We start from the raw sequence: 25,813 nt of genomic DNA, 5'->3' as shown, positions 1-25,813 counted from the left end.
TGGTCCCGGCCGTCCGCCGGGCGGTCACTCGAAGGAGCAGCCCGGGTTCGGGGCGTCCTCGGAGAACGGGGCGCCGTGCGGGAGGACGTAGAGGACGACCAGGACGAGCGGGGTGTCGCCCAGGTTGCGGCCGATGTGGACGTAGTCGGTTCCGGCGGGTTCCTGGATGGTGTCGCCGGTGCGGTAGACGCCGTCGGTCTCGCAGGTGGAGTCGTAGTGGCTGAGGGTGCCCTGCTTGACGACGCCGTACAGCGGTCCGTCGTGGTAATGCCAGCCGGTGGCCTGGCCGGGCGGGATAGTGACCTCCCGCAGGATGTAGTCCGTGCCGTTCGCTGTGCTCTGGCTGATCACCCGGCCCGAGACCCCCGGACCCGCGGGCGTGGCATGGGCGGTGCCACCCACCACCAGTGCGGCGGCGGTCACCACCCCGGCGACGGTGGTGCGGAGCGTGCGGCGCATACGGGGCCTCCTGCAAGGCGGGGACGAGAGCGGTTGGCGCCGTGAACATAGGGTGCCGCAGGGGCTGTTGGGGAGCGAATCCCGAAGATCCGCACGCGTCCCGCCGAAAGTGGACGCGATTTCGTCGTCGGGTGTCCGGCCGAGTCCGGGGTTCCACGCCGTGCTCAACGGCCTCCAGTTGCAGTGGGTCCTGGACCAGGAACTCGACATCATCGGGCCGGTCGGCGACTTCGTGCGTCTCCTTCTGGAACGCGGCGACGGCTGAGCCGGCCGGGGCACACGGGCCGGCACGTCAGTTGACGCCCCGGTCACGCCCGGACCAGTACGGCTCCCGCAGCTTGAACTTCTGGATCTTCCCGGTCGCCGTCCTCGGGATGGCGTCCCGGAACTCCACACTCTTCGGCGCCTTGTACCCCGCCATCCGTTCCTTGCAGTGCGCGATGATCTCCGCCTCGCTCACCGCCGCTCCCCCGGCCAGGACGATCAGCGCCTTGATCGTCTCGCCCCACCTGGTGTCCGGCACTCCGATGACCGCGACCTCCGCCACCCCGGGGTGGCTGAAGATCGTGTCCTCCACCTCGATCGACGACACGTTCTCGCCACCCGTGATGATGACGTCCTTCTTCCGGTCCGAGATCGTCAGATGTCCGTCCCCGGCGTCGACGGTCCCGCCGTCGCCCGTGTGGAACCAGCCGTCCTCCAACGCGTCCGCCGTCTCCTCGGGCTTCTCCCAGTAGCCGTCGAGGACCACGTTCGACCGCGCCAACACCTCACCGGATTCCGCCACTTGGAGCCTCACGCCGAGCGCCGGCAGACCCGCTCGCGACAGCTTCCGGGCCCGCTCCTCGCCCGGCAGCGCCTCGTCCTCGGGCCGTGCGCGGTTGAACGTCAGGAGCGGCGAGGTCTCCGTCAGGCCGTAGATCTGGGTGAACTCCCAGCCCAGCTCCTCCCCGACCCGCTGGATCATCCGGCTCGGCGGCGGTGCTCCCGCGCACACGATCCGTACCCGGTCGCGCCCCGGCACCGGGCCCTCCCAGTCCGCCGCCGCGTCGAGCACCGAGTTCCACACCGCGGGCGCGCCGCACATCAGCGTCACGCCGTGTTCGTCCACCCGGCGCAGGATCTCGGCCCCGTCGGCCTTGCGCAGCACCACCTGCTTGGCTCCGAGCCCGGCCATCACGAACGGCATCCCCCAGCCGTTGCAGTGGAACATCGGCAACGTGTGCAGGTACACGTCCCGCTCCCATGCCCGTGTGTGCAGTCCGAAGGTCAGCCCGTTCACCCAGATGTTGCGGTGCGTGAGCTGAACTCCCTTGGGCCGTGCGGTCGTTCCCGACGTGTAGTTGATCGTCGCGGTGGCGTCCTCGTCCGGGCTCGACCAGCGCCGTGGCTCCACACCGAAACGCATCAGCTCCGTCTCGGTCTGCTCCCCCAGCGTGAACCGGTGAGCCACCTCGACGTCGGCGAGCGTCTCCCGGACCTCGGGGTCGACCAGCAGGACCGAGGCGCCACTCTGCCGAACGACGTACTCGATCTCCTCCGCCTTCAGACGGAAGTTGACCGGCACACAGATCCGTCCGCTCATCGGCACCGCGAACAGCAGCTCCAGCAGCCGGGCCGAGTTGTGGCTGACCACCGCCACCCGCTCACCCTCCCCCACCCCCAGCGCGTCCAGCCCCGCCTGCCAGGCCCGCACCCGCTCGCCCAACCGTCCGTACGTCGACGGCGCCACCGGCGCCGCGGGCTGACTCGGCTCGTCGATCACACCTGGACTGTCGGCGAAACCCAGCTCCGCCCTGTCCAGGAAGTCGGCGATGGTCATCGGAACGCGCATTCCTCTTCACTCCCCTACCTTGTGCGTCGTACGAGTTGCGTTCGTACGAGTTGTTCCTCGCCCACCGGGCGCGCACGCCACCTGATCGAGTACGTCCGACCTTGACAGCCGCGGCGGCCCGCCAGGTGTTGCCGCCTCGCGCAAGGCCTCGCACACTGAGCGGGAACATGTCGATCGGTGCAGCGACGGCGGCCTCCGGCCCGCCGGGCCACGGCAAGGACGCCGAAGGCGAGCTGCGGTCGCCCGCACAGTGCCGTGCGCGAGTGACAGAAGTACATGGGTGAGGCTTATTCGGCCATTTGTCGGGAACTCGAAGTGCGCAGCGGTCGTCGGCAGGGCTCCGGCCCGGCAGGCGATTTCGGGTAACGGATGAGGGAGAAGCCGTGACCGTTCGTATAGGCGTAGAGGAAGAGTTTCATGTTCTGGACGCGGAGAGCGGGCGGCTGGTGCCAGGTGCCGGTGCGGTTCTCGGCCACCTGAACGGGTCCGAGTTCAAGAACGAGCTGCAGCGGTCGGCGGTCGAGTGGAACAGCCGGGTGCACGCCTCGCTGGAGTCCCTGCACACCGATCTGGCCGGGGCGCGGCGGCGGCTGGACGCCGCGGCCTCCGGGTTGGGGCTGGCCGTCGTCGCGGCCGGGACCGTGCCGTTCGCGCGGGTGGTGTCCGGTGACACCACGCCCGATTTCCGCTACCGGTACATGGCCGACGAGTACCGGCAGGTCGCCGACGAGCATCTGGTGTGCAGCGCACAGGTCCATGTCGACGTTCCCGATCGCGACACGGCCGTGCGGATCATGTGCGCCGTCTCGCCCTGGCTGCCCCCGCTGCTGGCGCTGTCCGCCAGCTCACCGTTCTGGCTCGGCGCCGACACGGGGTACGCGAGCTGGCGCACGATGCTGTGGCAGCGCTGGCCCACCGCCGGGCCGGTCGGCTGCTTCGCCGGAGCCGCCGAGTACGACGCCGCGGTCCAGGGCCTGATCCGCTCCGGCGTGATCAAGGACCCGGGAATGATCTATTACGACATGCGGCCGAGCCAGCATCAGCGGACCCTGGAACTGCGGATCTGCGACGCCTGCCCGCGTCCCGAGACGGTCGTGCTCATCACCGGGCTGTTCCGCGCCCTGGTCGAGGACGCCCGGGGTCGGCTGGAGGAGTCGGGGCGGGCTTGTGCCGGCGGGCACGAATGGCTTCGGCCGGCGGTCTGGCGGGCGGCCCGGGCGGGCCTGGAGGGCGACCTGGTCGACCCGGCCACCCGCCTCGCCGCGCCCGCCCCCACCGTCCTGCGCGGCATGCTCCGACGGCTGCGCCCGACCCTGGAAGCCTTCGGCGACTGGGACACCGTGCGCGCGCTCACGGACGAGGCGCTGGCTCGGGGCAGTGCGGCGCACCGCCTGCGCCAGGTGGCCGAGCAGGAGGGTCTGCCCGCCTGCGTCGAGACGATGGCCGCCGAGACCCGTGGCGGGCGCAGGCGGAGCCCCGCCGCCCAGACCGTACCCGTCGCAGTGGCCGAGGCAGCCCCGCCCGGGGCCCCGGCACCGCACTCGGTGGGGACCCTCGGCGGCTGACACCCAGGCGGTCATGCAGAAAGGCAGGCACCGGTCGTTGCCCGCGACAGAACGCCTCGGCGCGGAGAAGCTGGACGGAGAGGCCGTCGTCCGCCCGTGGTGCGGTGCCGCCCGTGATCAAGGAGAGTGGCTCGCATGCCCAGCAGCACCGACACGAATGCGAAACCGAGCGGCTCGTGCTCGCTTACGGCTCCGCCTCCGGGCACGGCAGGCTGCAGCCCTCTGCGAGGGGGTGCGGCCTGATGTGCGGTCTGAGCGGCGAGATCCTGTTCGACGGCGGACGGCCCGACCTGGCGGCCGTGGAGCGCATGACCGACCGTCTCGCTCCCCGGGGACCGGACGGCAGGGGCCTGTGGTCGCAGGGCTCCGTCGCGCTGGGGCACCGCCGGCTGAAGATCATCGATCTGTCCGAGTACGGGGCCCAGCCGATGGCCGACCCCGCGGCGCGGATCGCCGGTGTCTTCAACGGGTGCGTCTACAACTACAAGGAGCTGCGCGAGGAGCTGCGTGGTCTCGGCCACCGCTTCTTCTCCGGCTCCGACACCGAGGTGGTGCTCAAGGCGTACCAGCAGTGGGGAACCGCCTGCGTCGACCGCTTCTACGGGATGTTCGCCTTCGTCATCGTCGAGCAGGTCACCGGGCGAGTGGTGCTGGCCCGTGACCGGCTGGGCGTCAAGCCGCTGTACCTGGCAGAGGCGCCGGGGCGACTGCGTTTCGCGTCCTCGCTGCCGGCGCTCCTGGCGGGCGGCGGCGTCGACACCTCGCTCGACCCGGTCGCGTTGCACCAGTACATGAGCTGGCACGCCACCGTGGCCGCGCCGCGCACCGTCCTCGCCGGCGTACGCAAACTGCCCGCCGCCACCGTGCGCGTCGTGGAGCCGGACGGCCGCCACCGCGACATCCGCTACTGGCAACCGCCGTACACCCGTTCGCCCGAGTACGAGCATCTGGGCGCGGACGACTGGCGGGACGCGGTGCTGGACGCGCTGCGCACCGCCGTACGCCGACGCATGGTCGCCGACGTACCCGTGGGCGTTCTGCTGTCGGGCGGCCTCGACTCCAGCCTGATCGTGGCGCTGCTGGCCGACGAAGGCCAGCGTGATCTCGCCACGTTCAGTGTGGGCTTCGAGGCCGAGGGCGGTGAGGAGGGCGACGAGTTCCGTTACTCCGACCTGGTCGCCCGGCACTTCGGTACGGACCACCACCAGCTGATGGTGCCCTCGGACCGGGTGTCGACGGCGCTGGACGCGGCGATCGAGGCGATGAGCGAGCCGATGGTCAGCCATGACGTGGTGGCCTTCCATCTGCTGTCGGAGCAGGTGGCGAAGGAGGTGAAGGTCGTCCAGAGCGGTCAGGGCGCCGACGAGGTCTTCGCCGGCTACCACTGGTATCCGGACATGGCCGCCGTCCCGAGGGAGCGGGCGCCCGAGGCGTACGCCGAGACGTACTTCGATCGGTCCCACCATGACCTCACCGGGATTCTGCGGCCCGACATGCTGCCCGATCACGACGTGTCCGGCGGCTTCGTACGGGAGCACATGGCCCGCCCGGGTGCCGAGACGGCGCTCGACGCGGCGTTGCGGCTCGACACCGAGGTGATGCTCGTCGACGACCCGGTCAAGCGCGTCGACAACATGACCATGGACTGGGGGCTGGAGGCCCGCGTCCCGTTCCTCGACCACGACCTCGTGGAGCTGGCCGCGGCCTGCCCGCCGGAGCTGAAACTCGCCGACGGCGGCAAGGGGGTCCTCCGGGCCGCCGGACGCCGGGTCCTGCCCTCGGAGGTCGTCGACCAGCCCAAGGGCTACTTCCCGGTCCCCGCCGTCAAACACATGGCGGGCCCCGTGCTGGGGCGGGTCCGTGAGGCACTGTCGGCGCCCGAGGCCAGGTCACGTGGCGTCTTCCAGGACGCGTACGTGGCCAGGCTGCTGTCGGGGCCGGACGAGCACCGCACCAGGCGTGGGGCGAACGCGCTGTGGCAGGTAGCTTTGCTGGAGATATGGCTGCAAACCCACGGAATCAGTTGACCGGGGCGCAGGGGACCCGTCCCCCGCGTCCGGCGACGGAGTCCCTGTCGTATCCGCTGACGGGCGCCCCCTCGCACGCCCCCGCCGGCGAGGACGTCGCCGACGGGGTGCCGTGGCGCACCGAGGACCATGGCACCGCCTCCGCGGTGGCGGCAGGGGCGGTCGGCGGTCGCGCCGGGACGGCCGTCACCCCGACGGCGGCCTCCACGGCTCCGGCACCGGTCGCGCTGCCCGACACCGCCGGGCCGCTGGACACACCGCAGCCACTGAAGTCCCATGGCTGCTGGTATCCGTCGGTGGACCCGAGCGGCAGGTACGTCGCGTTCATCTGCGACCGCGGCGGGGTGCCGCAGTTGTGGAGCGGCCCGGTCGGCGGACATGAGGTCCATCTGCTGGACTCCGATCCCCATCCGGTCAAAGAGGTGGCCTGGTCGCCCGACGGTCGCTGGATCGCCTACACGACCGCCCCGGGCGGCGGCGAACACACCCGGGTGCTGTGCGTACGCCCCGATGGAACCGGGCGCCGCGTCCTCGCCGGCGCCGAGCCCGGCAGCTCCGCGTACCTGGGCTGTTGGCAGCACGACGGGTCGGCCGTCGCCGTCACCGTCGCGGAGCCGGTTCTCACACCGGGCGAGGCCGAGACGGAGGAGCGGCCCGCTCCTGCGGAGCCGGGCCTCGCCGATCCGCGCACGTACACCGCCCGCCGTCCGACGGGCTGGGCCGCCCGGGACGGCCGGGCCGTGCTGCTGGGCGGCCCGTACTACGGCGATGCCGGTCCCGCCGCCCATGCCCGGGAAGCCCAGGGAAGGGAGGATGACAGGACCCCTCAGGATCAGACGGACGTGCACGGGGCCGGACCGTCGCACGTGCCGGACACGGCACGCACCGACGCGAACGACGAGGTCGACGGTGGTGTGCGGGGCACTCGGGCCCCCGGCGCGAAAGGCGGCGAGACGGCTCCGCAGGCGACTGCCGGCGGAGGGCTGGCCGCCTACCTCGTCGATCCCCTGGGTGTCGCGGCCCCCGCCCTGCTGGCCGTGGAACGCGGCGCCGCCACCCTGCGCGTGTGCGACATCAGCCGGGACGGACGGCTGGCACTTCTGCGCCGGGGGCCACGCGGCCGCCGCGAAGCGCTCGTCGTCCGTACGACCGATCTGCGGACCACCTTCGCCCTGCCGGTCGCCGACGGTGATCCGTGGATCGGCCGGTTCTCCCCGGACGGCACCACGCTGTGGCTGCGCAGCGACGCGGCACGCGAGTTCGCCGCGCTGTTCGCCGTCCGCCTCGGTTCCGGAGGGGAGCGGCTGGGGCTGGCCGTCGCCGCGCAGCGCGCGGACTGCGGACTGGAACTGTTGGCCCTCGGCCACGACGGACGCACCGCGGCGCTGGCCTGGAACGTGCGGGGAGCCACGGAGCTGGAGGTCACCGCCGTCACGGCGGCATCCGCCGGGGACGCGCGGGTGGGTTCGCGGCAGACGGTGTCGCTGCCGCACGAGGTGGTGACGCGTATCCCGCAGGTCGGCGGCCGGGCGGAACTGGTGCTGGCCCTGTCCGGCTCGCAGCGCCGCCCGGGTGTGTGGTGGTTCTCCGACGGCGCCGCACGACGGACGAAGTGGTCGTCCCGTGACCAGGACGCCGTCCCGCCCGGCCGTCCGCCCGTGCGCCCCGTACCGCTGCGGCTGACGGCACGCGACGGGCTGCCGCTGAACGGCTGGTACTACAGGGCGCCCGGCCGGGCCCCCGGTGTGCCGGCGCCCTGCGTGCTCCATCTGCACGGCGGGCCGGAGGAGCAGGAACGTCCGGTGTTCAATCCGCTCTACCACGAGCTGCTGGGCCGGGGGCTCGATGTCTTCGCTCCCGATGTGCGGGGCTCGTCGGGGCACGGCCGCTCGTTCGTCGACGCCGACCTCGCCACGGGACGGTTCGCCGCGATCGAGGACGTCGCCGACTGCGCGGCGCATGTCGTCGTGTCCGGTCTCGCCGATCCGCGGCGGCTGGCCGTCATGGGCCGCTCGTACGGCGGCTATCTGGTGATGGCCTCACTGGTGTGGCACCCCGACCTCTTCCGCACCGGTGTCGCGGCCTGCGGCATGTCCGACTTCGCGACCTTCTACGCCGGGACCGAGCCGTGGATCGCGGAATCGGCCGCGCACAAGTACGGCCATCCGGAGATCGACCGTGAGCTGCTGCGCGCGCTCTCCCCGATGACCCGCGTCGACGCACTGCGCGTTCCTGTCCTCGCGGTGCACGGTGAACACGACACCAATGTGCCGCTCGGCGAGTCCGAGCAGTTCGTACGCGCGGCCCGCGAGCGCGGTCTGGAGGCCGAACTGCTGATGCTGCGCGACGAGGGCCACGACTTCCTCCGCGCGGACAGCCGAAAGCTCTTCCGCCGGACCGCCGCCGACTGGATCCAGCGGCACATCGCCGGGTGACACCGGCCGGCAACGACGAGGCACGCGCACGGTGAGCGTGGGCCGCCGCCCAAGGTGGTACCGCGTGTCGGCAGGACCGGCTCAACGAACGACGTACGCCCTGTACGCCGCCTCCACTCCGGCCCCCGCCGGTAACCGGGTGGGAAACGCAGGAGCCGTCGGCTCGCGGCGCACCCCTGTCCGGCTGCGTCGATTCCGGCGCCCAGGAGTGCTCAGGCTTCCTCGTCAACGGGAGGTCCGCCCTCGGGCGACGCGGCACGACCGGTGTCGACGCGGGCGAGCAGAGTGAGCAGAGCAGCCACCGTGAGCCCGGCCTCCGCAGGGTGACGGAGCACCGTGCCCGGCGCGATCCGGTACGTGTTGCCGCGCCCTTCGCGCGTGTGGGACAGGAAACCGCTCTGCTCCAGATCAGAAATGATCTTCTGGACGGCACGCTCCGTGAGTCTGCAGCGGGCGGCGATGTCACGCACGCGCACGGTCTGGTCTTCGGCAATGGCTGCCAGTACCCGCGCATGGTTCGTGATGAACGTCCACCCCGCATGGGGTTCCGGTGCTCCAGCCATGGACCAGATCTTACGCCTGCCAGTTCACGCTTATAAATACCTGAATCAGAGTTCCTGTATCACTTGACGTATGTTGACGCGAGGGTGAACCTGGTTCCGGAGGACCGCCGCGAGCACGCCACCGGGGAGACGGCCATGCGGGAGCCATCACAGTCCGGGATCAGTGAGGCCGACGGCTGCGCGAGAGCGGCGGGGCTCGCCGATGCGCAGCGTCTGCCGAACCTCACGATCCACAGCCGCCCCGACGGTCACCGGATGGTCGTCACGGTGTGCGGCGACCTTGAGCTCGCCACGGATCAGCAGTTGCACCGGTCCTTGCGTTCGGCGCTGACCCGCTCCGATCACGGCATCGACCTGGACCTCAGCAGCGTCGAATTCTGCGGCTGCTCCGGACTCAACACCCTGCTGAGCATCCGCCGGCAGGCCCTGGACCATGCCAAAACGGCCGTCATCCGCGACATCAGTCCGGCGGCCGAGCGAATCCTCACCCTCACCGACACCCTGTCGCTGTTCACCTCGCACGACACCTCGGGCGAGGAGGACGGCGCGGCCGACGCCGAGCCGCCCACGTCACGGCCGGACGACCCCGAGCCCGATCCACGTGTCGAGGTCGTGCAGTTGCGGCGGGCCATGCAGACCCGGGACACCATCGATCTCGCGCGGGGCATCCTCATGGCCGTCTTCACGCTCTCTCCCGAGGAAGCCTGGCAAGCCCTGGTGATGACGTCCCAGAACACCAACACCAAACTGCACCGAACGGCTCGGCAACTGGTGGATTCCGTCACGGGCGACCCCTTGCCGCACCTCACGAAGGAACAGCTGACCGCCGCCGCGGCACGCGTCACGGCCGCACGCGACGCGCAGAACGGTCGCGGCTGACGTTCGGCGTCGACGCCGCCTTCATGAGCCGGTGGCACCCGCGTTCGGCTGTCGGTACGGCCGCACGGCGCGTCGCGCGATGGCGAAACGGTGTGTCTCCGACGGGCCGTCGTAGATCCGGAAGGGGCGCACCTCCCTGAGCAGACGGGCCAGTGGGGCGTCGGCGGCCGAGATGCCGAGTGCTCCGCAGATCTGCACCGCCCGGTCGACCACCCGGTTCACGGCCTCCGCCACGAAGGTCTTGGACACGGAGGTGAGTTGCGCGGCGGCGGCGGAGCCGGTGTCCAGCTCCCAAGCGGTGCGCAGGATCAGGGCGCGGCTCGCCTCGATGTCGATCTCGGAGTCGGCCAGCATCTGCTGGACCATGCCGAGGTCTCCGAGGACGGAGCCGAACGCCGTGCGACTGCCCGCCCGTTCCAGCGCGACGTCCTGGGCGCGCCGCGCGGCTCCCAGCCAGCGCATGCAGTGCGTCATCCGGGCGGGGCCGAGCCGGACCTGGGCACCCGCGAAGCCCTGGCCGACCTCGCCGAGCACCTGGTCGTCCCCCACCACGCACTCCTCGAAGACGATCTCGCTGTGCCCGGCGAAGAGCCCTTCGTCCAGGGTCTCGATGTCCCGGACGATGCGCATGCCGGGAGTGCCCGCGTCGACCAGGAACATGGTGGCGCCGCCCGGGTCGCCGGGGTTGCCGGAGGTGCGGGCCATGACGATCGCGAAGCCGGCGCCGCGCGCCCCGCTGATGAACCACTTGCGCCCGTCGATGCGCCATCCGCCGGGAATCCGGGTCGCGGTGGTCCGCAGGGACCGGGGGTCCGCGCCGGCGCCGGGGGCCGGTTCGGTCATGGCGAAGCAGGACCGCACCTCGCCGGCGGCAAGTGGGCGAAGACAGCGCTCCTTCTGGTCCTCGGTGGCCACCTTCTCCAGCAGGTGCATGTTGCCCTCGTCCGGGGCCGCGCAGTTCAACGCCAGGGGGCCCAGCAGCGAGTAGCCCGCGGCTTCGAAGACCAGCGCCTGCCCGCGCAGGTCGAGTCCGTGCCCGCCCCACCGGGTCGGCACGTGCGGAGCGAACACACCCGCGTCACGAGCGCCTTTCTGCAGCGCCTCCCGCAGGTCCTCGGGGGCGTCGTGGACGGACCCTCCGCACGCGCGCTCGGCCGGGATGACCACGTCGCGTACGAACGCGGAGGTGGACGCGGCAAGTTGGGCGACCGTCGGGTCGACGTCGAACTGGATGGGCACGGGGCCTCCCGCCGAAGGGCGTACGGGCATCGGGTCCCGCCGCGTTCTAGAAACTGTATAGCGTCTTTAGTATCTTGCCGTGAGAAGCCCGGCGACGGGAAGACGGCAGGGGAGACGTCCTATGAGCAACTCGGTGAACCCCGAGCCGGTGCGGGTCGTCCGCCACCCCGACGGAGTCGTCGAGGTGCGGCTGGACGATCCCGGGCGGGGCAACGCCCTGGACCTGGCGACGGCCGAGGCACTGCGGGACACGACGGCCCGGGTGGCCGCGGACCCGGGCGGCGCGGTCCTGCTGCGGGCGACCGGCGGGACCTTCTGCGTGGGCGGTGACCTGCGCGCCTTCGCCGGTCTCGGCGACGGGACGGGCGCCTATGTGCATGCCGTGGCGACCGCCGCGCACGCCGCGATACAGGCACTGCACGAACTGCCGGTGCCGGTGGTCACCGCCGTGCGCGGCGCCGCCGCGGGTGGCGGGGTCGGTCTCGCCCTCGTGGGCGACATCGTCCTGGCGGCCCGGTCCGCACGGTTCCGGCTGGCGTACACGGACGTCGGGCTCACGCCGGACTGCGGAGCGTCCTGGTTCCTGCCGCGCCTGGTGGGTCCCCGGCTGGCAGCGGACCTGATCCTCACCAACCGGGTCCTGACCGGGGACGACGCCGAACGGTGGGGTCTGGTCTCCCGCTCGGTCGATGACGAGGAACTGGACGCGGCGGCGCACCGGACCGCCGCCGGGCTGGCCGCCGGCGCCGGTGACGCCCTGCGCGCCGCGAAAAACCTGCTGCGCGGCCTCGACGGGTCCGCGCTGGGCTCCCACCTCGCCGAGGAGGCGCGGCAGATCGCCGCCCTGGCGAACGGGCCGGAGGCACAGGAACGGATGGCGTCGTTCCTCGCCGCCCGGGGCCGCGCCCGGACGGTCGACAGTCGGCTCCGGCTCGGGGAACCGGAAAGTGTTTCTTGAATCCCTCTTCACTAACAGGCCCGCCGGAGCGTAACCTCCGGGCAACACAGAACCGAGGAACCGGTCACCACAGAACCGGGGAAAAGGTGTGGCGATGCAATCTGCTCCCGTGGACCTTCCGGGCGCTCCCGACGAGACGCTCACCGAAGCCGTCGTCGACCTCGTTCTGCGGGGCATGTGGCGCGGCAGGCCCGAATCGGAGCACCGCCCCTTGGTCGACACCGGGCTGGCGATGGTGAAGGGTCCGCTCGTGCTGCCCACCGAGCGGGCCAAGGCCACCGCCGCAGGAATCCTGCGGATCCCGCAGGGATCGGCGAGGGAGAAGCAGATCACCAAGGCGTACGAGGCCTTCCTGCCGGTCAACAGGAAGATCCGCGAGGTGTGCACGGCATGGCAGTGCCGGCCCGACGGAACCGCCAACGACCACTCCGACAGCGTCTACGACGCCGGGGTGCGCGAGTCGCTGGAGGACGTGCACGAGGCCATCCAGCCCGTGCTGCGCAGGCTGGAACAGGCGCTCGAAGGCAGCGGGCGGTATCTGACCGAGCTGGAGGAAGCCCTCGACCGCTTCGACGACGGTGAGGTGAAGTGGCTGGCCTCGCCGCTGTGCGACTCTTACCACACCGTGTGGATGCGGCTGCACCAGGAGTTGCTGCTCGTGCTCGGGATCAGCCGGGCCGAGGACGAGGTCCGGGAAGAGGAGCTGGTCACGAGGAGCCGGGGTTGAGCGTCACCGACCGCGAGCCGGGCCACTTCGCTCCGTCCGAGGCCCCCCTCGCATCCTCCGAGGCCTCGCTCGCACCCTCCGAAGCCCCGGGCCGCCTCCTGGTGCCTTACGGCCAGGGACGAATCCGGGGGCTCGACGCCGGCGAACTGGGCGCCCACGGCGCGGCCATGGACCGGCTGGTGGCCCTCGGACTGCCGGTCGTCCCGGGGCTCACCGTGCCGGCCGGTGCCGCCGCGTCGCTGTGTGAACCCGGCACCGCCCGAGCCGCCGTCGACCTGATCGAAGCGCTGTCGGGACGGCGGATCGGCGACACGGGCCGCCCGTTGCTCCTGCGCCTGTCGGCGAGCGCCCCGACCGAGATCGCCGGACTGCCGCCCGACCTCGCCTGTCTCGGTGTCACCTCCACGGGAGCCGACGGTCTGTGCGCCGTCATCGGACGCGCGGACGCCCTGTACGAGGTGTGGGCCGCCACCGTGCGGATGATCGCCGAGTACGCCCTCGACGTACCCGGCGCGGTGCTCGACGACGTCCTCCTCGACACGCCCGAGCCGCGGGCACGGGTCGACGCGCTGCTGTCCCTGGTCGCGCGGCACGGCTCACAGCCCTTCCCCGACGACCCGGCCCAGCAGCTCGCCCTGGCCGCCCGCGCCCTTCTCGTACGGTGGGACTCACCGCGAGCGAGGAGATCCCGCAAGGCGCAGCGGCTCCCCGCCGATCTCGGTGTCGCCCTGCACGTACAGGCGCTGCGCATCGGCCCGGCCGACCGTTCGGGCTACGGCACGGCGGTCAGCCGCCATCCCGAGACGGGCCGTCTCTCCCCTCAGGGCTCCTTCTTCCGCGGGGTGCGGCGCAGCGCCCCACCACCGCACACCGGTGAACCGCTGGACCGCCTCGCGGGCGGAACGGCTCTGCTGGAGCATTCCCTCCTCACCCTCGAACGTCATCTGCGCGCGCCCGTCTCCGTCGACTTCGAGGTACGCGACGACGAGATCTCCCTGCTCGCCGCCTCCGCGCAGCAACGGCCGCCGCTGCGGGCCTCGGTATGCCTCGCCGCCGACCTGGCACGGGACGGCGCACTCGGCCCCGAGGAGGCCGTACTGCGTATCGGCCCCGCGCAGGTGCAGGAACTGCTGCACCCCCAGCTCCGGCTGACCGGCGGCGAGGAACTTCTGGTGAAGGGGCTGCCCGCCTCCCCCGGCGCGGCGACCGGTGTGGTCGTGCTGTCCAGTGAGCGGGCCCTCGAACTGGGTGCGGACGGCACCCCTGTCGTGCTCGTGGCGCAGGAGACGACCCCGGCGGACGTGCCGGGAATGCTGGCCTCCGTCGCCGTACTGACCGGCAGTGGAGGTATCGCCTCGCACGCCGCCGTGGTGGCGCGGGGCGCGGGCAAGCCCGCGGTGTGCGGCGCCGAGGGGCTGCGCCTGGACCGGGCCGCCGGAACGGTGCGGATCGGGGAGCGGCTGCTGCGCGAGGGCGACCCCGTCTCACTGGACGGCCGCACCGGCGCCGTCTACGCGGGGACGCTGAACGTCAGTGTGGCCGGCCCGCCGCCCGAACTGTCCACCCTGCTCGCCTGGGCGGACGACATGCGCCGGCTGGGTGTGCGGGCCAACGCCGACACCGCCGCCGAGGTCGACACCGCCCTCGCCCTGGGCGCGGAGGGTGTCGGGCTGTGCCGTACGGAGCACCAGTTCCTCGGCGACCGGCTGCCGCTGATCCGCCGGGTGATCCTGGCCGCCGACCCGGCCGCCCGCCACGAGGCGCTGGTGGCGCTGGAGCGCGCTCAGCACGAGGACTTCAGGGCTCTGCTGGCCGCGGTCGGGAACCGCCCGGTGACCGTGCGCCTGCTGGACGCCCCGCTGCACGAGTTCCTGCCCGCCCCCGGCCACGCCCTGGACGCGGCCGAGGAGCAGCGGGCCGCAGCGTTGCGTGAGGCGAACCCGATGCTCGGGCTGCGCGGGGTTCGGCTGGCGCTGCTGCACGAGAGGCTCTACCCGGCGCAGGCCGAGGCGCTCTTCGCCGCCTGGGCGGACGTGGCGGCCACCGGGGTCCGGCCCGAGCTGGAGGTGATGATCCCGCTCGTCAGCCTGCCGGAGGAACTGGCCGCCGCGGCCGCGTACGTGCGTGGCGCCGCCGAGGCGGTCGCCGCCCGCACCGGTGTGGAGGTCCCGTACCGGCTCGGCACGATGATCGAAACCCCGAGGGCCGCGCTCCTGGCCGGTGAACTCGCCGAACACGCGGAGTTCTTCTCCTTCGGCACCAACGACCTCACCCAGCTGACCTACGGGTTCTCCCGGGACGACGTCGAGCGCCAGGTGCTCGCCACCTATCAGGAGCGCGGCCTCCTGACGGCCAGCCCCTTCGCGCGGCTCGACCCGCACGGGGTGGGCGCCCTCATCGCCCTGGCCGTCGAGCGGGCACGGAGCGTGCGGCCCGGTATCAAGCTGGGCGTGTGCGGAGAGCACGGCGGGGATCCGGAGTCGATCGCCTTCTGCGACGACCTCGGCCTCGACTACGTCTCCTGTTCCGCGCACCGCGTGCCGGTGGCCCGGATGGCGGCCGCGCACAGTGCCCGACGCGGGCGGCATGACGAGAGCGGCAGCGGGAGCACACGATGACGAGCACCGTGACCGGCGGCCCGGCCCTGTCGGACGCCGAACTGGACGACCTGCGCGAGACCGTACGGTCGGTGTGCGCGGACGCCGGAGGCACCGCGACGGTGCGCCGGCTGCCCGAGCACTCCCCCGGCATCGACGCCGCGTTGTGGGACACCCTCGGACGGCAGGTCGGCCTCGCGGCCCTCGGGCTGCCCGAGCCGGCCGGAGGCATCGGCGGTCTCTCCGAGATCGCCGTGGTCTGCGAGGAACTGGGCAGGACGCTGGCACCGGTACCGCTGCTGTCCTCCACCGTGCTGGCCGGACAGGTGCTCGCCGGTTGCGGAACGGCCGACAAGGCGCTGGCCGAACTGGCCGAAGGCACGGTCCACGCACTGGCGGTATCGGCGCCCGACGGGGCCTGGCGGCCCGATGCCGTGCCGGTCGCCGTCTCCTGGCAGAGCGGGGTCCCGGTCCTCGACGGCACCGCGCCGTTCGTACTCGACGGCGCCGATGCCATGGCGCTGGTGGTGGCCGCCGCCGGAGCCGACGGAGTGGACCTTTTCCTCGTCGACCCGCGGGGACCGGGGGTCACCGTGCGCCGGGTCACCACCCTGGACCTCAGCCGGGGCCAGGCGGTGGTCACCCTCTCCGGCGCGCGGGCCCGGGCACTGACCGCCGGCGGCGAGGGGGCGGATGTCGTCTCCCGGGCCCTGGACGTGGCCCTGGTCGCCCTGGCCGCCGAGCAACTCGGCGGCGCTCAGGCGGCGTTGGACATGACGGTGGCCCATGTGCGGGACCGTACGCAGTTCGGCAGGGCGATCGGCGGGTTCCAGGCGGTCAAGCACACCTGCGCCGACATGCTGCTCCAGGTCGAGGGCGCACGCTCGGCGGTGACGCGCGCCGTACGGGCGGCCGGCTCGGCCGAAGCGCTGGCCGAAGCGGCGGCGGTGGCCCAGGCGTGGTGCTGTGAGGCCTTCGTGTCCGTCGCCGCCGAGTGCGTGCAGTTGCACGGCGGCATGGGCTTCACCTGGGAACACGACGCACACCTGTACTTCCGGCGGGCCCAGTCCGACGCCGTCCTGCTGGGCGGCGCCGCACACCACCGGGAACGGCTGGCAGGGCTGCTGAGCTGGTGACGTGGAAGGCGGAACCGGTATGACCACCCGACTCATCGACGACTCGCTGTTCGACGACGGGGCCGACGGGGCCCCACCGCGGCTCGCGGGTGCGCGCTGCTCCAGGTGCGACACCGTCGTCTTCCCCCGACAGGACTCGTGCCCGAGGTGTTCGGACGGGCCCATGTCCGGTCACGTGCTGCCGGTGAGCGGGCGCGTGTGGTCGTGGACGCTCCAGGCGTTCCCGCCGAAGCCGCCCTACCGGCCTCCGGCCGACGGCCACCGGCCGTACCACGTGGGCTATGTGGACCTCGGTGAGGTGCTGATCGAGGCGCGGCTGGCGGTTCCCCGCACCCGGATACGGATCGGGCTGCCGGTACGGCTCACCACCGTGCCCGCGTATCAGGACGAGGACGGAACCGAGGTCCTGACCTTCGCGTTCCGCCCGGACGGGGAGGGGGAGCGATGAGCCGGAGCGAGGACGTCTACGTCGTCGGATGCGGAATGCATCGCTTCGGCCGCGACGAGACCGTCACCGGGATGGACATGGCCGAGCGGGCGGTACGCGAGGCGCTGGCCGACGCCGGGGTCTCCTGGGAGGACATCGGCTACGCGGCCGGCGGCTCCGACGTGTCCGGCAAGCCCGACACGCTGGTGGGCCGCCTGGGCCTGACCGGTGTGCCGTTCGTCAACGTGCAGAACGGCTGCGCCACCGGCACCTCCACCGTGCTCGCGGTGGCCAACGCGCTGCGCGCGGGCGAGGCGTCACTGGGACTGGCGGTGGGGTTCGACAAGCATGAGCGGGGCGCGTTCCACGTCTCCGCGGCCCGCTACGGTCTGGGCGACTGGTATGCCGAGACCGGCATGATGCTGACCACCCAGTTCTTCGCTCTCAAGACGCAGCGATACCTGCATGAGCACGGGATCTCCGAGCGGGCGCTGGCGACAGTCGCCGCGCGGGCCTTCCGCAACGGCTCGCACCACCCCCTGGCCTGGCGGCGCAAGCCGCTGACGGAGCAGGAGATCCTGGACTCCGCCGAGGTCAGTCCACCACTCACCCAGTACATGTTCTGCTCACCGGGACAGGGCGCGGCGGCGCTCGTGCTGGCGCTCGGCGACCGCGCCTTCGACCTGTGCGAACGACCCGTCAAACTGGCGGCGTTGGCGTTCCGCACCCGGCGGTTCGGTTCGTTCGAGGTGTTCTCGCCCTGGCTGCCGCCGGGCCCGCACCACAGCCCCAGCGTCGACGCGGCCGAGGCGGCCTTCCGCACGGCCGGTGTGCGGCCCGCGGACGTCCAGGTCGCCCAGTTGCAGGACACCGACAGCGGCTCGGAGCTGATCCACCTGGCGGAGACCGGGCTGTGCGGGCACGGCGAACAGGAAGAGCTGCTGGCCCGCGGGGACACCGATCCCACAGGCCGGATACCGGTCAACACCGACGGCGGCTGCCTGGCCGGCGGGGAGCCCGTGGGCGCCTCGGGGCTGCGCCAGTTCCATGAGGTCGTACGGCAGTTGCAGGGCCGGGCACCGGGCGTGCAGGTACCGGGCGCTCCCCGGGTGGGCTTCACCCACGTGTACGGAGCACCCGGGATCAGCGCCTGCTCGGTCCTCACGGTGTGAGGGGCGGCCGGGCCGTGCGCCGTGGTCCTGGTGAGCGCCTCAGGAGCGCGCCGGGGCCGGCTTCTCCTCGGCGACGATACGCAGCGCCAGCGCCCTGACGGCCTCCAGTACGGCCCGGGAGGGCATCCGCGACAACGGGCCTCCCTCCGCCCGCAGTGCCGTGACGAGCATGGTCGTACTGATCAGGGTGCGGACCGCGAGTGCCTGCGTCGCGTGCCGGGCTTTGGCCGCCCGGGGGCTGCGGGTGGTGCCCTCGGGCAGGTAGTCGTATCCCCGTTGGATGTGCCGCTGCTCGAACTCGTCGCGGAGCACCTTGACGCTGCCGTTGGCGGACGCGAACTGGATCTGGTAGAGGCGCGCCTCGTCCGGGTTCTGCTCCACCCACTCCCATACGGCGTCGATGACGCGCAGCAGCCCCTCCGCGTCACCCGGTTCGGACTCCGGCCGGGCGGCCTCCACGACCGCGTTCAGCTGGTCGAAGACCCGTCGCATGGCGAGTTCGAGCAGCTCCTCCTTGCCGTCGAAGTGGTAGTAGACCGCCGTGGGCACCACCTGGGCCTCGGCCGCGATGTCCTGGATGCTGGTCTCCGCGAATCCGTTGCGGCCGAACACCCGCACGGCGGCGGTGATGATGTGCTGCCGTCGCGAGGGGCGGTGGGCGGGCTGCTTGCCGTTCTTCGTGGTGGCCATCGTGCTCCCCTGGCAACTGCCGTGGACCCGCGCTTACGTGGATCCCCTTGTACTGACCATGCTATCCAGTAACTCCGACCGGCAGGCGGCCAAATTCCTCCTGCACATGGGCCTCCGGAGCATCCAGGCCCCGGCATACTTGACATCATGACGACATCCGGGACCCGCGCCGCTCACCGTCCGTCGCGCAAGCAGTGGGTGATCGAGGCAGCCACGGAGCTGTTCGCGACCCAGTCGCCGGACGAGGTGACGGTGGCCGACATCGCCGCCCGTGCGGAGATGACCTCGGCGGCGGTGTACTACCACTTCTCCTCCAAGGACCAGGTCCTGGCGGAAGGGATGCGGGTGTTCGCCGCCGCGCTGCGCGAGCAGTTGCGGGCACTCACCGACGCCCACGAGCGCGGTACGGACATCGGGCCGACGGTCACCACGCTGCTGGCCTGGCTCGGCGAGCAGCGGTCCGCCGCCACCGTCTTCTTCGTGTCGTCGGCCGGCATGAGCCAGGAGGCCGAGGCGCTGCGCCAGCAGAGCCGCGCGGACCTGCTGGCCGAACTGGTACGACTGATCCACAAAGCCCGCACCTCGGCCTCGGAGCCGGAGGCGGCGGTGATCGGCCTGGGACTGCTGGCGCTGCTGGAGACCGCGGCGATCTCGCAGGTCCGGGGCGACGACGTGTACCGGTCGCTCGGGCACCGCTCGTTCGTCCGCGAGGTCGGCGACCTCGCGGAGCGGATCGCGGACCCGGCGGCGGCCGAATAGCCCGGCGGCGGCCGGGCTGTCCGGCCGCCGGTCACACCAGCAGACGCAGGGGCTTGCGCAGCAGCTCCCCGACCGTGCGCAGATACTCGGCCGCGGGCGCTCCGTCGACGGCGCGGTGGTCGAACGTGAGGCTCAGCGTGAGCACCCGTGTCCGCAGCGGCCGGTCGTCCCGCCACTCCACGCCGTCCCTGAGCGCGCCCACCCCGAGGATGGCGACCTGACCGGGATTGATCACCGGGGTGAAGAAGTCCACGCCGTAGCCGCCCAATGAGGTGACGGTGAAGGTGCCGCCCTCCAGTTGGGCCGGGGAGACCCGCCCGTCGCGGGCGGCCCGCGCCAGCTCCTTCGACCGGCGGGCGATCTCCGGCAGGGGCAGCGCCGCCGCGTCCTCGATCACCGGGACCAGCAGGCCGCCCGGCACGGCGACGGCGAAGCCGAGGTGGATGCCGTCGAGCAGATGGACGCCGTCCTCGCGCACCGTCGCGTTGAGCAGCGGGTGCTCGCCCAGGGCCAGCGCGGCGGCCTTCAGCAGGAAGTCGTTGAGGCTGGGCACAGGCAGTTCGCTGTCGGCCCATTCCTCCTTGAGCCGGTCCCGCAGGGACACCACGGCGTCCATCCGGACCTCGTACCCGTGCGTCAGCTGCGCCATCTCCTGGAGGCTGGCGTGCATCCGGCGGGCGATGGTGCCGCGCATCCCGGTGAGGGGGAGGACGTCTCCCGGCCGGGGTGGCGCGGTCTTCCCGCGGACGGGCGGCGGCTCGGGGGCCGGCGTGACGGGGTCGAGGTCCGACCTGCGGATCCGGCCGCCGGGCCCGGTGCCGTTCACCTCCGCGAGGTCGATGCCCCGCTCCTTCGCCAGTCGGCGGACCAGCGGCGAGACCGGGAGGACGGAGGCGGGGGCGGTGGCCGCAACCGCCGGGGGGACGCCGGTGGCGGCGTCGAGGAGGAACTCCTCCACGTCCTCGGAGACGATCCGGCCGCCGGGCCCGGTGCCCGTTACGCCGGTGAGGTCGACGCCGGCGCCGGACGCCACCCGTCGGGCGTTCGGTGAGGCCAGGAGCCGGCCCCCCGGGACGAGGGAGGCGGTACCGCCGGGCGGGGATGCGGCCGCCGCCGTGGGGGCGGCGTCCGGCGCCGTCGGCGCGGTGGTCGCGGAACCGGACCCGGCCGGCATCGGCGTACCGGCCGGGTCCGGCGGCTGCTCGCCCTCGGCCAGCAGCCAGCCGATGAGGGCTCCGGCGGGGAGGGTGGTGCCGGCCGGGACCACCGGGTGGAGCCGTCCTGCGGCCTCGGCCTCGACGTCCACGTCGACCTTGTCGGTGGCCAGCCGCAGCAGCGCGTCGCCCTCGGCGACGGCCCCGCCGGTGGGCACGAGCCATTCGTCGATCGTGCCTTCCTGCATGGTCAGGCCGATCTTCGGCAGCAGAACCTCGACCGCCACGTCGGTCACGACCTTTCGAGGAGGCGCCGGCAGCCCTGGGCGATCCGGACGCGATCGGGAACATAGGCCTTCTCCAGGACCGGGGAGAACGGCACCGGGGAGAAGGGAGCGCCGATACGCAGGACCGGCGCGTCGAGGTGATCGAAGGCGGCGTCCTGGATCTGGGCGGCGATCTCCGCGCCGAGCCCGCCGAAGGTGACGGCCTCGTGCACCACGAGGACCCGGTTGGTGCGGCGGACGGAGGCGAACATGGTCTCGGTGTCCAGGGGCTGCACGGTGCGGGGGTCGATCACCTCGATCTCCACGCCCTCGGCGGCGAGTTCGTCGGCCGCCGCGAGGGCCTCGCCGACCATGCGGCCCAGGGCGATCACGGTGACGTCGCCACCGTGCCGGGCGGTGTGCGCCCGGCCCAGCGGGATGCCGTAGATCTCCTCGGGCACCTCGCCGGTGCTGCCGAGCAGGACCTTGTTGAGCATCACGACGACGGGGTTGTCGTCCCGGATCGCCGCGACGGTGAGCCCCTTGGCGGTGTACGCGTCGGACGGCATCACCACCTTGAGGCCGGGCACGTGGGCGAGCCAGGCCTCCAGGCTCTGGCTGTGCTGGGCGGCGGCGCCCAGGCCCGCTCCGGAGGCGGTGGTGATGGTCAGCGGCACGGACACCGAGCCGCCGAACATGTACTTCATCTTGGCGGCCTGGTTGACGATCTGGTCGAGGCAGACACCGATGAAGTCCATGAACATGAGGTCGACGACGGGCCGCAGCCCACGGGCGGCGGCGCCCACCCCGAGGCCGACGAGAGCGGCCTCGGAGATCGGGGTGTCGATCATGCGGCGGGGGCCGAACTCGTCGAGCAGGTTGTCGAACATGCGGAAGACGCCGCCGTATCCGGCCACGTCCTCGCCGGCGACGAAGACGTTCTCGTCCTCGCGCATGGCCTGCGCGAGCCCCTCGTTGAAGGCCTTGACGTAGGTGAGTTTGCGGGCCGTGCCTTCTGGGGCGGCGGCCTGTGCTTCGGTGCGGGTGCTCATGGCGGTCATCCCGAGTAGACGTTGGCCAGCAGGTCGGCGGGGTCGGGCAGGGGGCTCGTCTCGGCGTACGCGATGGCCTCGGCGATCTCGTCACGGGTGCGCTGCCAGGTGTCGTCCAGGTCCGCGCGGGTGGCGGTGCCGTCGGCGAGGGCGCGGGCTTCGAGCAGGTCGATGGGGTCGCGGGCCCTCCACTCGGCGACCTCCTCGTCCGAGCGGTAGGGGTGGCGCAGTCCCTTGACGCCCTGGTGGTCGTAGAAGCGGTAGGTCTTGGCCTCGATCATCATGGGGCCGCCGCCGGAGCGGGCCCGCTCGACGGCCTCGCCGGCGGCGCGGTGGACGGCGACCGCGTCCATGCCGTCGACGATGACGGCGGGCATGCCGTAGGCGGACGCCCGCTCGGCGACATCGGTGATCAGCATGTGCTTCGACTGGGGCGTGAACTCGGCGTAGCCGTTGTTCTCACAGACGAAGACGACGGGCAGGCCGAGGATGGCAGCCATGTTGGCGCCCTCGTGGAAGGCACCGATGTTCGTGGCACCGTCGCCGAAGAAGGTCACGGCGACGCTGTCCTCGCCCTTGTACCGGGCCGCGAAGGCGGCGCCCACCGCGATCGGGACACCCGCTCCGACGATGCCGTTGGCACCGAGCATGCCTCGGGTGACGTCGTTGATGTGCATGCTTCCGCCGCGGCCGAGGCAGGCGCCGGTGACACGGCCGTACAGCTCGGCGTACATCTCCCGGAAGCCGACACCCTTGGCCACGGCATGCCCGTGCCCGCGGTGGGTGGAGGTGATCTGGTCGTCGTCGCGCAGGGCGGCCATCACGCCGGCGGCCACGGCTTCCTGGCCGACATAGAGATGCAGGAATCCGGGCAGTTTGCCGGCCTCCATGAGCTTGCCGGCCTCGGTCTCGAACAGCCGGATGCGCACCATGCGTTCATGTAGATCCTTGATGACCCGCGCGGTGACCTGCGCGGATTTCTTCGACGCCGTCGACGCTCGTTGAGTCATCGTCCGCCCCTTCGCCCGAGGGAAGTTGCCAAGCAATCGGACTTACTAGTGCCGGTCTACAGTAACCAGCATGGGGGCACCTTACTGAACAGGATCTCTAATTACTACGCCCCGGTCCCGACTCCCGTCCCCGCGCGTCCACCAGCTCCACCGCATTGCCCTCCGGATCCGACCAGAAGCTGACACGCCGCCCCCGCGCCCGGACGACGACCGGGTCCGACAGGGGCCGGGCCCCCGCGGCCGTCAGCGCCTCGACCACCGGGTCCATGTCGTCGAGGTGAAAGGTCAGGTACGACAGCCCCTGCCGCCCGGCCGGAGCGGACACCTCGCCCGGCGACGGCCCGGACGCCGAGAGTGACGGGGGTGACGAGGGAAGAAGCAACTTGACGCACCCCCCGGAGGGCACCCGGAGCCAGACCACGAGCAGCTCGCCACCGAGGCCCGCAGGACCGCCGACGGACTCCGGCACGCGCGAGCGGCGCACGGCCCGGCAACCGAGCACCTCGCCATAGAAGCGCTCCATCGCCTCCAGGTCCCGCACCACCACGCCCACCTCGAACGGCAGGGTCATGACCATCGCACCCACCCCCACGGACCACCGAGCGGCCACTTCGCCACTTTCTATTGACAGACCACACTAAGTCCTGTTGTCGTTTCGGACACAGCCCAGCTGTCGCATTCCGAAGCCGGTCGCCGGCTCGCGGCTGGGAGGATTGTGAGGACATCGTGGTCCAGACCAGTTCGCCGGAGATTCGGGAGACGGACGCCGGGAGCGAGCCGCCCTCGGCCCCTTCGGCCCCCCCGACCCCCGAATACTCCTCGTGGATCAGCCGGGACCGGTCCACCGACGCCGCGTCCCTGGCGATGCGGCGGGAGGCCGCCGAACTCGTCGAACGCGTGGTGGCGCACTACCGCGACGGCACGACGCACCAGGTTGACGAGCAGTGGACGGAACCCGTCGCCAACTACCTCGACGCCGACCGCTGGCGACGGGAGACGGAAGCCGTCCATCGTGGTGTCCCGCTGCCGCTCGCCATGTCCTGCGAGCTGCCCGGCCCCCACACCTACAAGGCGATCGACGTACTCGGCGTTCCGGTGCTGATCACCCGGGACCGCCAGGGCACCGTGCACGCCATGATCAACGCCTGCCGGCACCGGGGAGCCAAGCTCCTGGAACCCGGCTGCGGCGTCTCCAAACGGCTGACCTGCCCGTACCACTCCTGGTCCTACGACCTCACCGGTGAGCTGCGCGGCGTGTACGCCGAGAAGACCTTCGGCGAGGTCCCTCGCGAGGGGCGCGGCCTCGTCGCGCTTCCCGCCGGGGAACGGGCCGGCATCGTCTTCGTCTCACTGGACCCGGCCGCCGAACCGGACCTGGACGCCTGGCTGGGCGACCTCCAGCCACTGCTGGAAGGAATGCGGCTGGCGGAGTGCCACCACTACTCCACCGGCGAACTGACCAGCCCCAACTGGAAGGTCACCCTCGACGGATACCTGGAGACCTACCACTTCGCCTCCCTGCACCCGAAGACGGTGTTCGAGACGAACCTCTCCAACATGATGGCCCACGACACCTGGGGCCCTCACCAGCGCATCGCACCGGCCCTGCGCCCGATCGCACAGGCGGTCGAACTGCCGCCGGACCAGCGCGACCCGGGCGACTGCGTCGGCCCCATCTACTGGCTCTTCCCGGGCCTCGCGATCGCCGGCGGCTGGCGGCAGAAGATCGCCGTCTCCCTGGTGCTCCCCCGGACGGCCACCGAGTCGGTGACCCAGCAGATCATCCTGCTGCGGGAACCGGCGGTCACCGACGAGGAGCGCCAGGCCGCCGACCGGTTCGGCGAATGGTTCCACGAGGTGGTCCGCGACGAGGACTACGCGACCACCTACGGAGTACAGCAGGGCCTTGCCGCCCTCGACGGGACCGACTTCGTCTTCGGACGCAACGAGCCCGGACTCCAGCATTTCCACCGCACCATCCACCAGTCCCTGGACACACACGCCGAAGGCACTCAAGCCGACCGAGCCACCAGGTGACGAACCAACAACACTCGCGGGAGAACACCATGGTGGCTACGGGCAGCCTCGACGGACGTGTCGCGGTGATCACGGGCAGCACGCGCAGCATCGGCCGCGCCATCGCCGAACAGTTCCTGGCCGACGGCGCCACAGTCGTCATCAGCGGCCGCAGCGAGCTCAAGGGCAAGCAGGCCCTGGAGGAGATCGGCGCCGGTGACCGGGCCGTCTTCCACCCCTGCGACGCCAACAGCCAGGAGGACATCGAGAACCTCGCCGACTTCGCCGCCGAGCGCTTCGGCCGGCTCGACGTCTGGGTCAACAACGCCGGCGGCACCTCGGGCTTCGCCCCGGTCCACCAGCTCAGCGACGAGGCCTGGCACGACGCCCTCAAGCTGAACCTCAACGCCTACTTCTACGGCACCCGGCGCGCGCTGCCGAAGATGCTGGCGGGCGGCTGGGGTCGGATCATCAACATCTCCTCCGTCGAGGGCAAGCAGGCCAACAAGCCCGCGATCAGCCACTACATCACCAACAAGCACGCGATCCACGGCCTGACCAAGGCGACCGCCTTCGAGTACGGCACCCAGGGCATCACCTGCAACGCCATCTGCCCCGGCGCCGTCGACACCGACCTCATGCGGGCCGCCGGACCGGCCGCGGCCGAGGCCGAGGGCATCTCCTACGAGGAGTGGCTGGGCCGGTTCGCCGAGCATGCCGCCACCAAGAAGATCACCACCGTGGAACAGATCGCGGCCGTCGCCTCACTGCTCGCGAGTGACGTCGGAGCCGGTATCACGGGCACGCTGATCAGTGTCGACGGCGGTACGGCGCAGTGGTAGGCACCG

The 25,813-nt window shown here is 71.8% G+C and carries 22 protein-coding genes; 13 read left to right on the top strand and 9 right to left on the bottom strand.

Annotated features, from left to right (window positions below; translation table 11 throughout):
* Positions 1–24: 24 nt before the first annotated feature.
* Both OG858_RS43740 and OG858_RS43735 read right to left on the bottom strand, forming a co-directional pair.
* Positions 25–459 (bottom strand): cupin domain-containing protein, encoded by a 435-nt coding sequence (locus tag OG858_RS43740; protein ID WP_086752676.1) that lies wholly within the window; start codon positions 457–459, stop codon positions 25–27.
* 292 nt (positions 460–751) lie between these two features.
* A complete protein-coding gene (locus OG858_RS43735) occupies positions 752–2,293 on the bottom strand; it encodes an AMP-binding protein (RefSeq protein WP_328543837.1) in 1,542 nt (513 codons plus the stop codon).
* Positions 2,294–2,676: 383 nt separating this feature from the next.
* Between OG858_RS43735 and OG858_RS43730 the strand changes: the two genes are divergently transcribed.
* The 3 genes from OG858_RS43730 (at position 2,677) to OG858_RS43720 (ending at position 8,320) form a co-directional block, all read left to right on the top strand.
* Positions 2,677–3,858, top strand: a complete 1,182-nt coding sequence (locus tag OG858_RS43730; protein ID WP_086748198.1) for a carboxylate-amine ligase — start codon at positions 2,677–2,679, stop codon at positions 3,856–3,858.
* 242 nt (positions 3,859–4,100) lie between these two features.
* Positions 4,101–5,885 carry an N-acetylglutaminylglutamine amidotransferase gene (locus tag OG858_RS43725; RefSeq protein WP_086748199.1) on the top strand — a complete coding sequence of 595 codons (1,785 nt, stop codon included), beginning with the start codon at positions 4,101–4,103 and terminating at the stop codon, positions 5,883–5,885.
* Complete coding sequence (locus OG858_RS43720) at positions 5,858–8,320, top strand: prolyl oligopeptidase family serine peptidase (RefSeq protein ID WP_319065831.1); 2,463 nt, start codon at positions 5,858–5,860, stop codon at positions 8,318–8,320. Before OG858_RS43725 ends, OG858_RS43720 begins: the two co-directional genes overlap by 28 nt.
* 212 nt (positions 8,321–8,532) lie before the next feature.
* On the opposite strand, the gene OG858_RS43715 is transcribed toward OG858_RS43720, so the two are convergent.
* Positions 8,533–8,883 carry a helix-turn-helix transcriptional regulator gene (locus OG858_RS43715; protein ID WP_328543838.1) on the bottom strand — a complete coding sequence of 117 codons (351 nt, stop codon included), beginning with the start codon at positions 8,881–8,883 and terminating at the stop codon, positions 8,533–8,535.
* 84 nt (positions 8,884–8,967) lie between these two features.
* Between OG858_RS43715 and OG858_RS43710 the strand changes: the two genes are divergently transcribed.
* Positions 8,968–9,762 carry an ANTAR domain-containing protein gene (locus OG858_RS43710; RefSeq protein WP_328543839.1) on the top strand — a complete coding sequence of 265 codons (795 nt, stop codon included), beginning with the start codon at positions 8,968–8,970 and terminating at the stop codon, positions 9,760–9,762.
* Positions 9,763–9,783: 21 nt separating this feature from the next.
* Here the strand turns inward: OG858_RS43710 and OG858_RS43705 are convergent, their stop codons facing one another.
* A complete protein-coding gene (locus OG858_RS43705) occupies positions 9,784–11,001 on the bottom strand; it encodes an acyl-CoA dehydrogenase family protein (RefSeq protein ID WP_328543840.1) in 1,218 nt (405 codons plus the stop codon).
* 121 nt (positions 11,002–11,122) lie between these two features.
* Here OG858_RS43705 and OG858_RS43700 point away from each other — a divergent pair, with 121 nt between their 5' ends.
* The 6 genes from OG858_RS43700 to OG858_RS43675 all read left to right on the top strand — a co-directional run bounded on the left by OG858_RS43700 (position 11,123) and on the right by OG858_RS43675 (position 18,018).
* A complete protein-coding gene (locus OG858_RS43700) occupies positions 11,123–11,959 on the top strand; it encodes an enoyl-CoA hydratase/isomerase family protein (RefSeq protein ID WP_328543841.1) in 837 nt (278 codons plus the stop codon).
* A 94-nt stretch (positions 11,960–12,053) separates the two neighbouring features.
* Positions 12,054–12,686: a hypothetical protein gene (locus OG858_RS43695; protein WP_328543842.1), complete on the top strand. Its 633-nt coding sequence runs from the start codon at positions 12,054–12,056 to the stop codon at positions 12,684–12,686.
* Positions 12,683–15,304 (top strand): putative PEP-binding protein, encoded by a 2,622-nt coding sequence (locus tag OG858_RS43690; RefSeq protein WP_328543843.1) that lies wholly within the window; start codon positions 12,683–12,685, stop codon positions 15,302–15,304. Before OG858_RS43695 ends, OG858_RS43690 begins: the two co-directional genes overlap by 4 nt.
* On the top strand, positions 15,301–16,419 hold the full coding sequence (locus OG858_RS43685) for an acyl-CoA dehydrogenase family protein (protein WP_328543844.1): 1,119 nt from the start codon (positions 15,301–15,303) through the stop codon (positions 16,417–16,419). The genes OG858_RS43690 and OG858_RS43685 overlap by 4 nt, the downstream gene beginning before the upstream one ends.
* A gap of 19 nt (positions 16,420–16,438) precedes the next feature.
* A complete protein-coding gene (locus OG858_RS43680; RefSeq protein ID WP_328543845.1) occupies positions 16,439–16,867 on the top strand; it encodes a Zn-ribbon domain-containing OB-fold protein in 429 nt (142 codons plus the stop codon).
* Complete coding sequence (locus tag OG858_RS43675) at positions 16,864–18,018, top strand: thiolase family protein (RefSeq protein WP_328543846.1); 1,155 nt, start codon at positions 16,864–16,866, stop codon at positions 18,016–18,018. Before OG858_RS43680 ends, OG858_RS43675 begins: the two co-directional genes overlap by 4 nt.
* 39 nt (positions 18,019–18,057) lie before the next feature.
* On the opposite strand, the gene OG858_RS43670 is transcribed toward OG858_RS43675, so the two are convergent.
* Complete coding sequence (locus tag OG858_RS43670) at positions 18,058–18,708, bottom strand: TetR/AcrR family transcriptional regulator (RefSeq protein ID WP_086752914.1); 651 nt, start codon at positions 18,706–18,708, stop codon at positions 18,058–18,060.
* A gap of 147 nt (positions 18,709–18,855) precedes the next feature.
* Here OG858_RS43670 and OG858_RS43665 point away from each other — a divergent pair, with 147 nt between their 5' ends.
* Complete coding sequence (locus OG858_RS43665) at positions 18,856–19,467, top strand: TetR/AcrR family transcriptional regulator (RefSeq protein WP_328543847.1); 612 nt, start codon at positions 18,856–18,858, stop codon at positions 19,465–19,467.
* A gap of 31 nt (positions 19,468–19,498) precedes the next feature.
* Here the strand turns inward: OG858_RS43665 and OG858_RS43660 are convergent, their stop codons facing one another.
* From OG858_RS43660 to OG858_RS43645, 4 genes are all read right to left on the bottom strand, one after another.
* Positions 19,499–20,917 carry a dihydrolipoamide acetyltransferase family protein gene (locus tag OG858_RS43660; protein ID WP_328543848.1) on the bottom strand — a complete coding sequence of 473 codons (1,419 nt, stop codon included), beginning with the start codon at positions 20,915–20,917 and terminating at the stop codon, positions 19,499–19,501.
* A complete protein-coding gene (locus OG858_RS43655) occupies positions 20,914–21,939 on the bottom strand; it encodes an alpha-ketoacid dehydrogenase subunit beta (RefSeq protein WP_328543849.1) in 1,026 nt (341 codons plus the stop codon). The genes OG858_RS43660 and OG858_RS43655 overlap by 4 nt, the downstream gene beginning before the upstream one ends.
* 5 nt (positions 21,940–21,944) lie before the next feature.
* Complete coding sequence (locus OG858_RS43650) at positions 21,945–22,949, bottom strand: thiamine pyrophosphate-dependent dehydrogenase E1 component subunit alpha (protein WP_328543850.1); 1,005 nt, start codon at positions 22,947–22,949, stop codon at positions 21,945–21,947.
* Between the two features lie 97 nt (positions 22,950–23,046).
* Positions 23,047–23,520, bottom strand: coding sequence for a VOC family protein (locus OG858_RS43645; protein ID WP_328543851.1), 474 nt, complete (start codon positions 23,518–23,520; stop codon positions 23,047–23,049).
* Between the two features lie 155 nt (positions 23,521–23,675).
* Between OG858_RS43645 and OG858_RS43640 the strand changes: the two genes are divergently transcribed.
* On the top strand, positions 23,676–24,986 hold the full coding sequence (locus OG858_RS43640) for an aromatic ring-hydroxylating oxygenase subunit alpha (protein WP_086749816.1): 1,311 nt from the start codon (positions 23,676–23,678) through the stop codon (positions 24,984–24,986).
* Positions 24,987–25,015: 29 nt separating this feature from the next.
* Entirely contained in the window at positions 25,016–25,807 is a 792-nt protein-coding gene (locus tag OG858_RS43635; protein WP_037697506.1) for an SDR family NAD(P)-dependent oxidoreductase, read from the top strand.
* Positions 25,808–25,813: the final 6 nt, after the last annotated feature.

The organism is Streptomyces europaeiscabiei, assembly GCF_036346855.1.
Taxonomy (GTDB): domain Bacteria; phylum Actinomycetota; class Actinomycetes; order Streptomycetales; family Streptomycetaceae; genus Streptomyces; species Streptomyces europaeiscabiei.
Note: the sequence above shows the minus strand (reverse complement) of the source record. Positions and strands in the feature narration are given on the sequence as shown.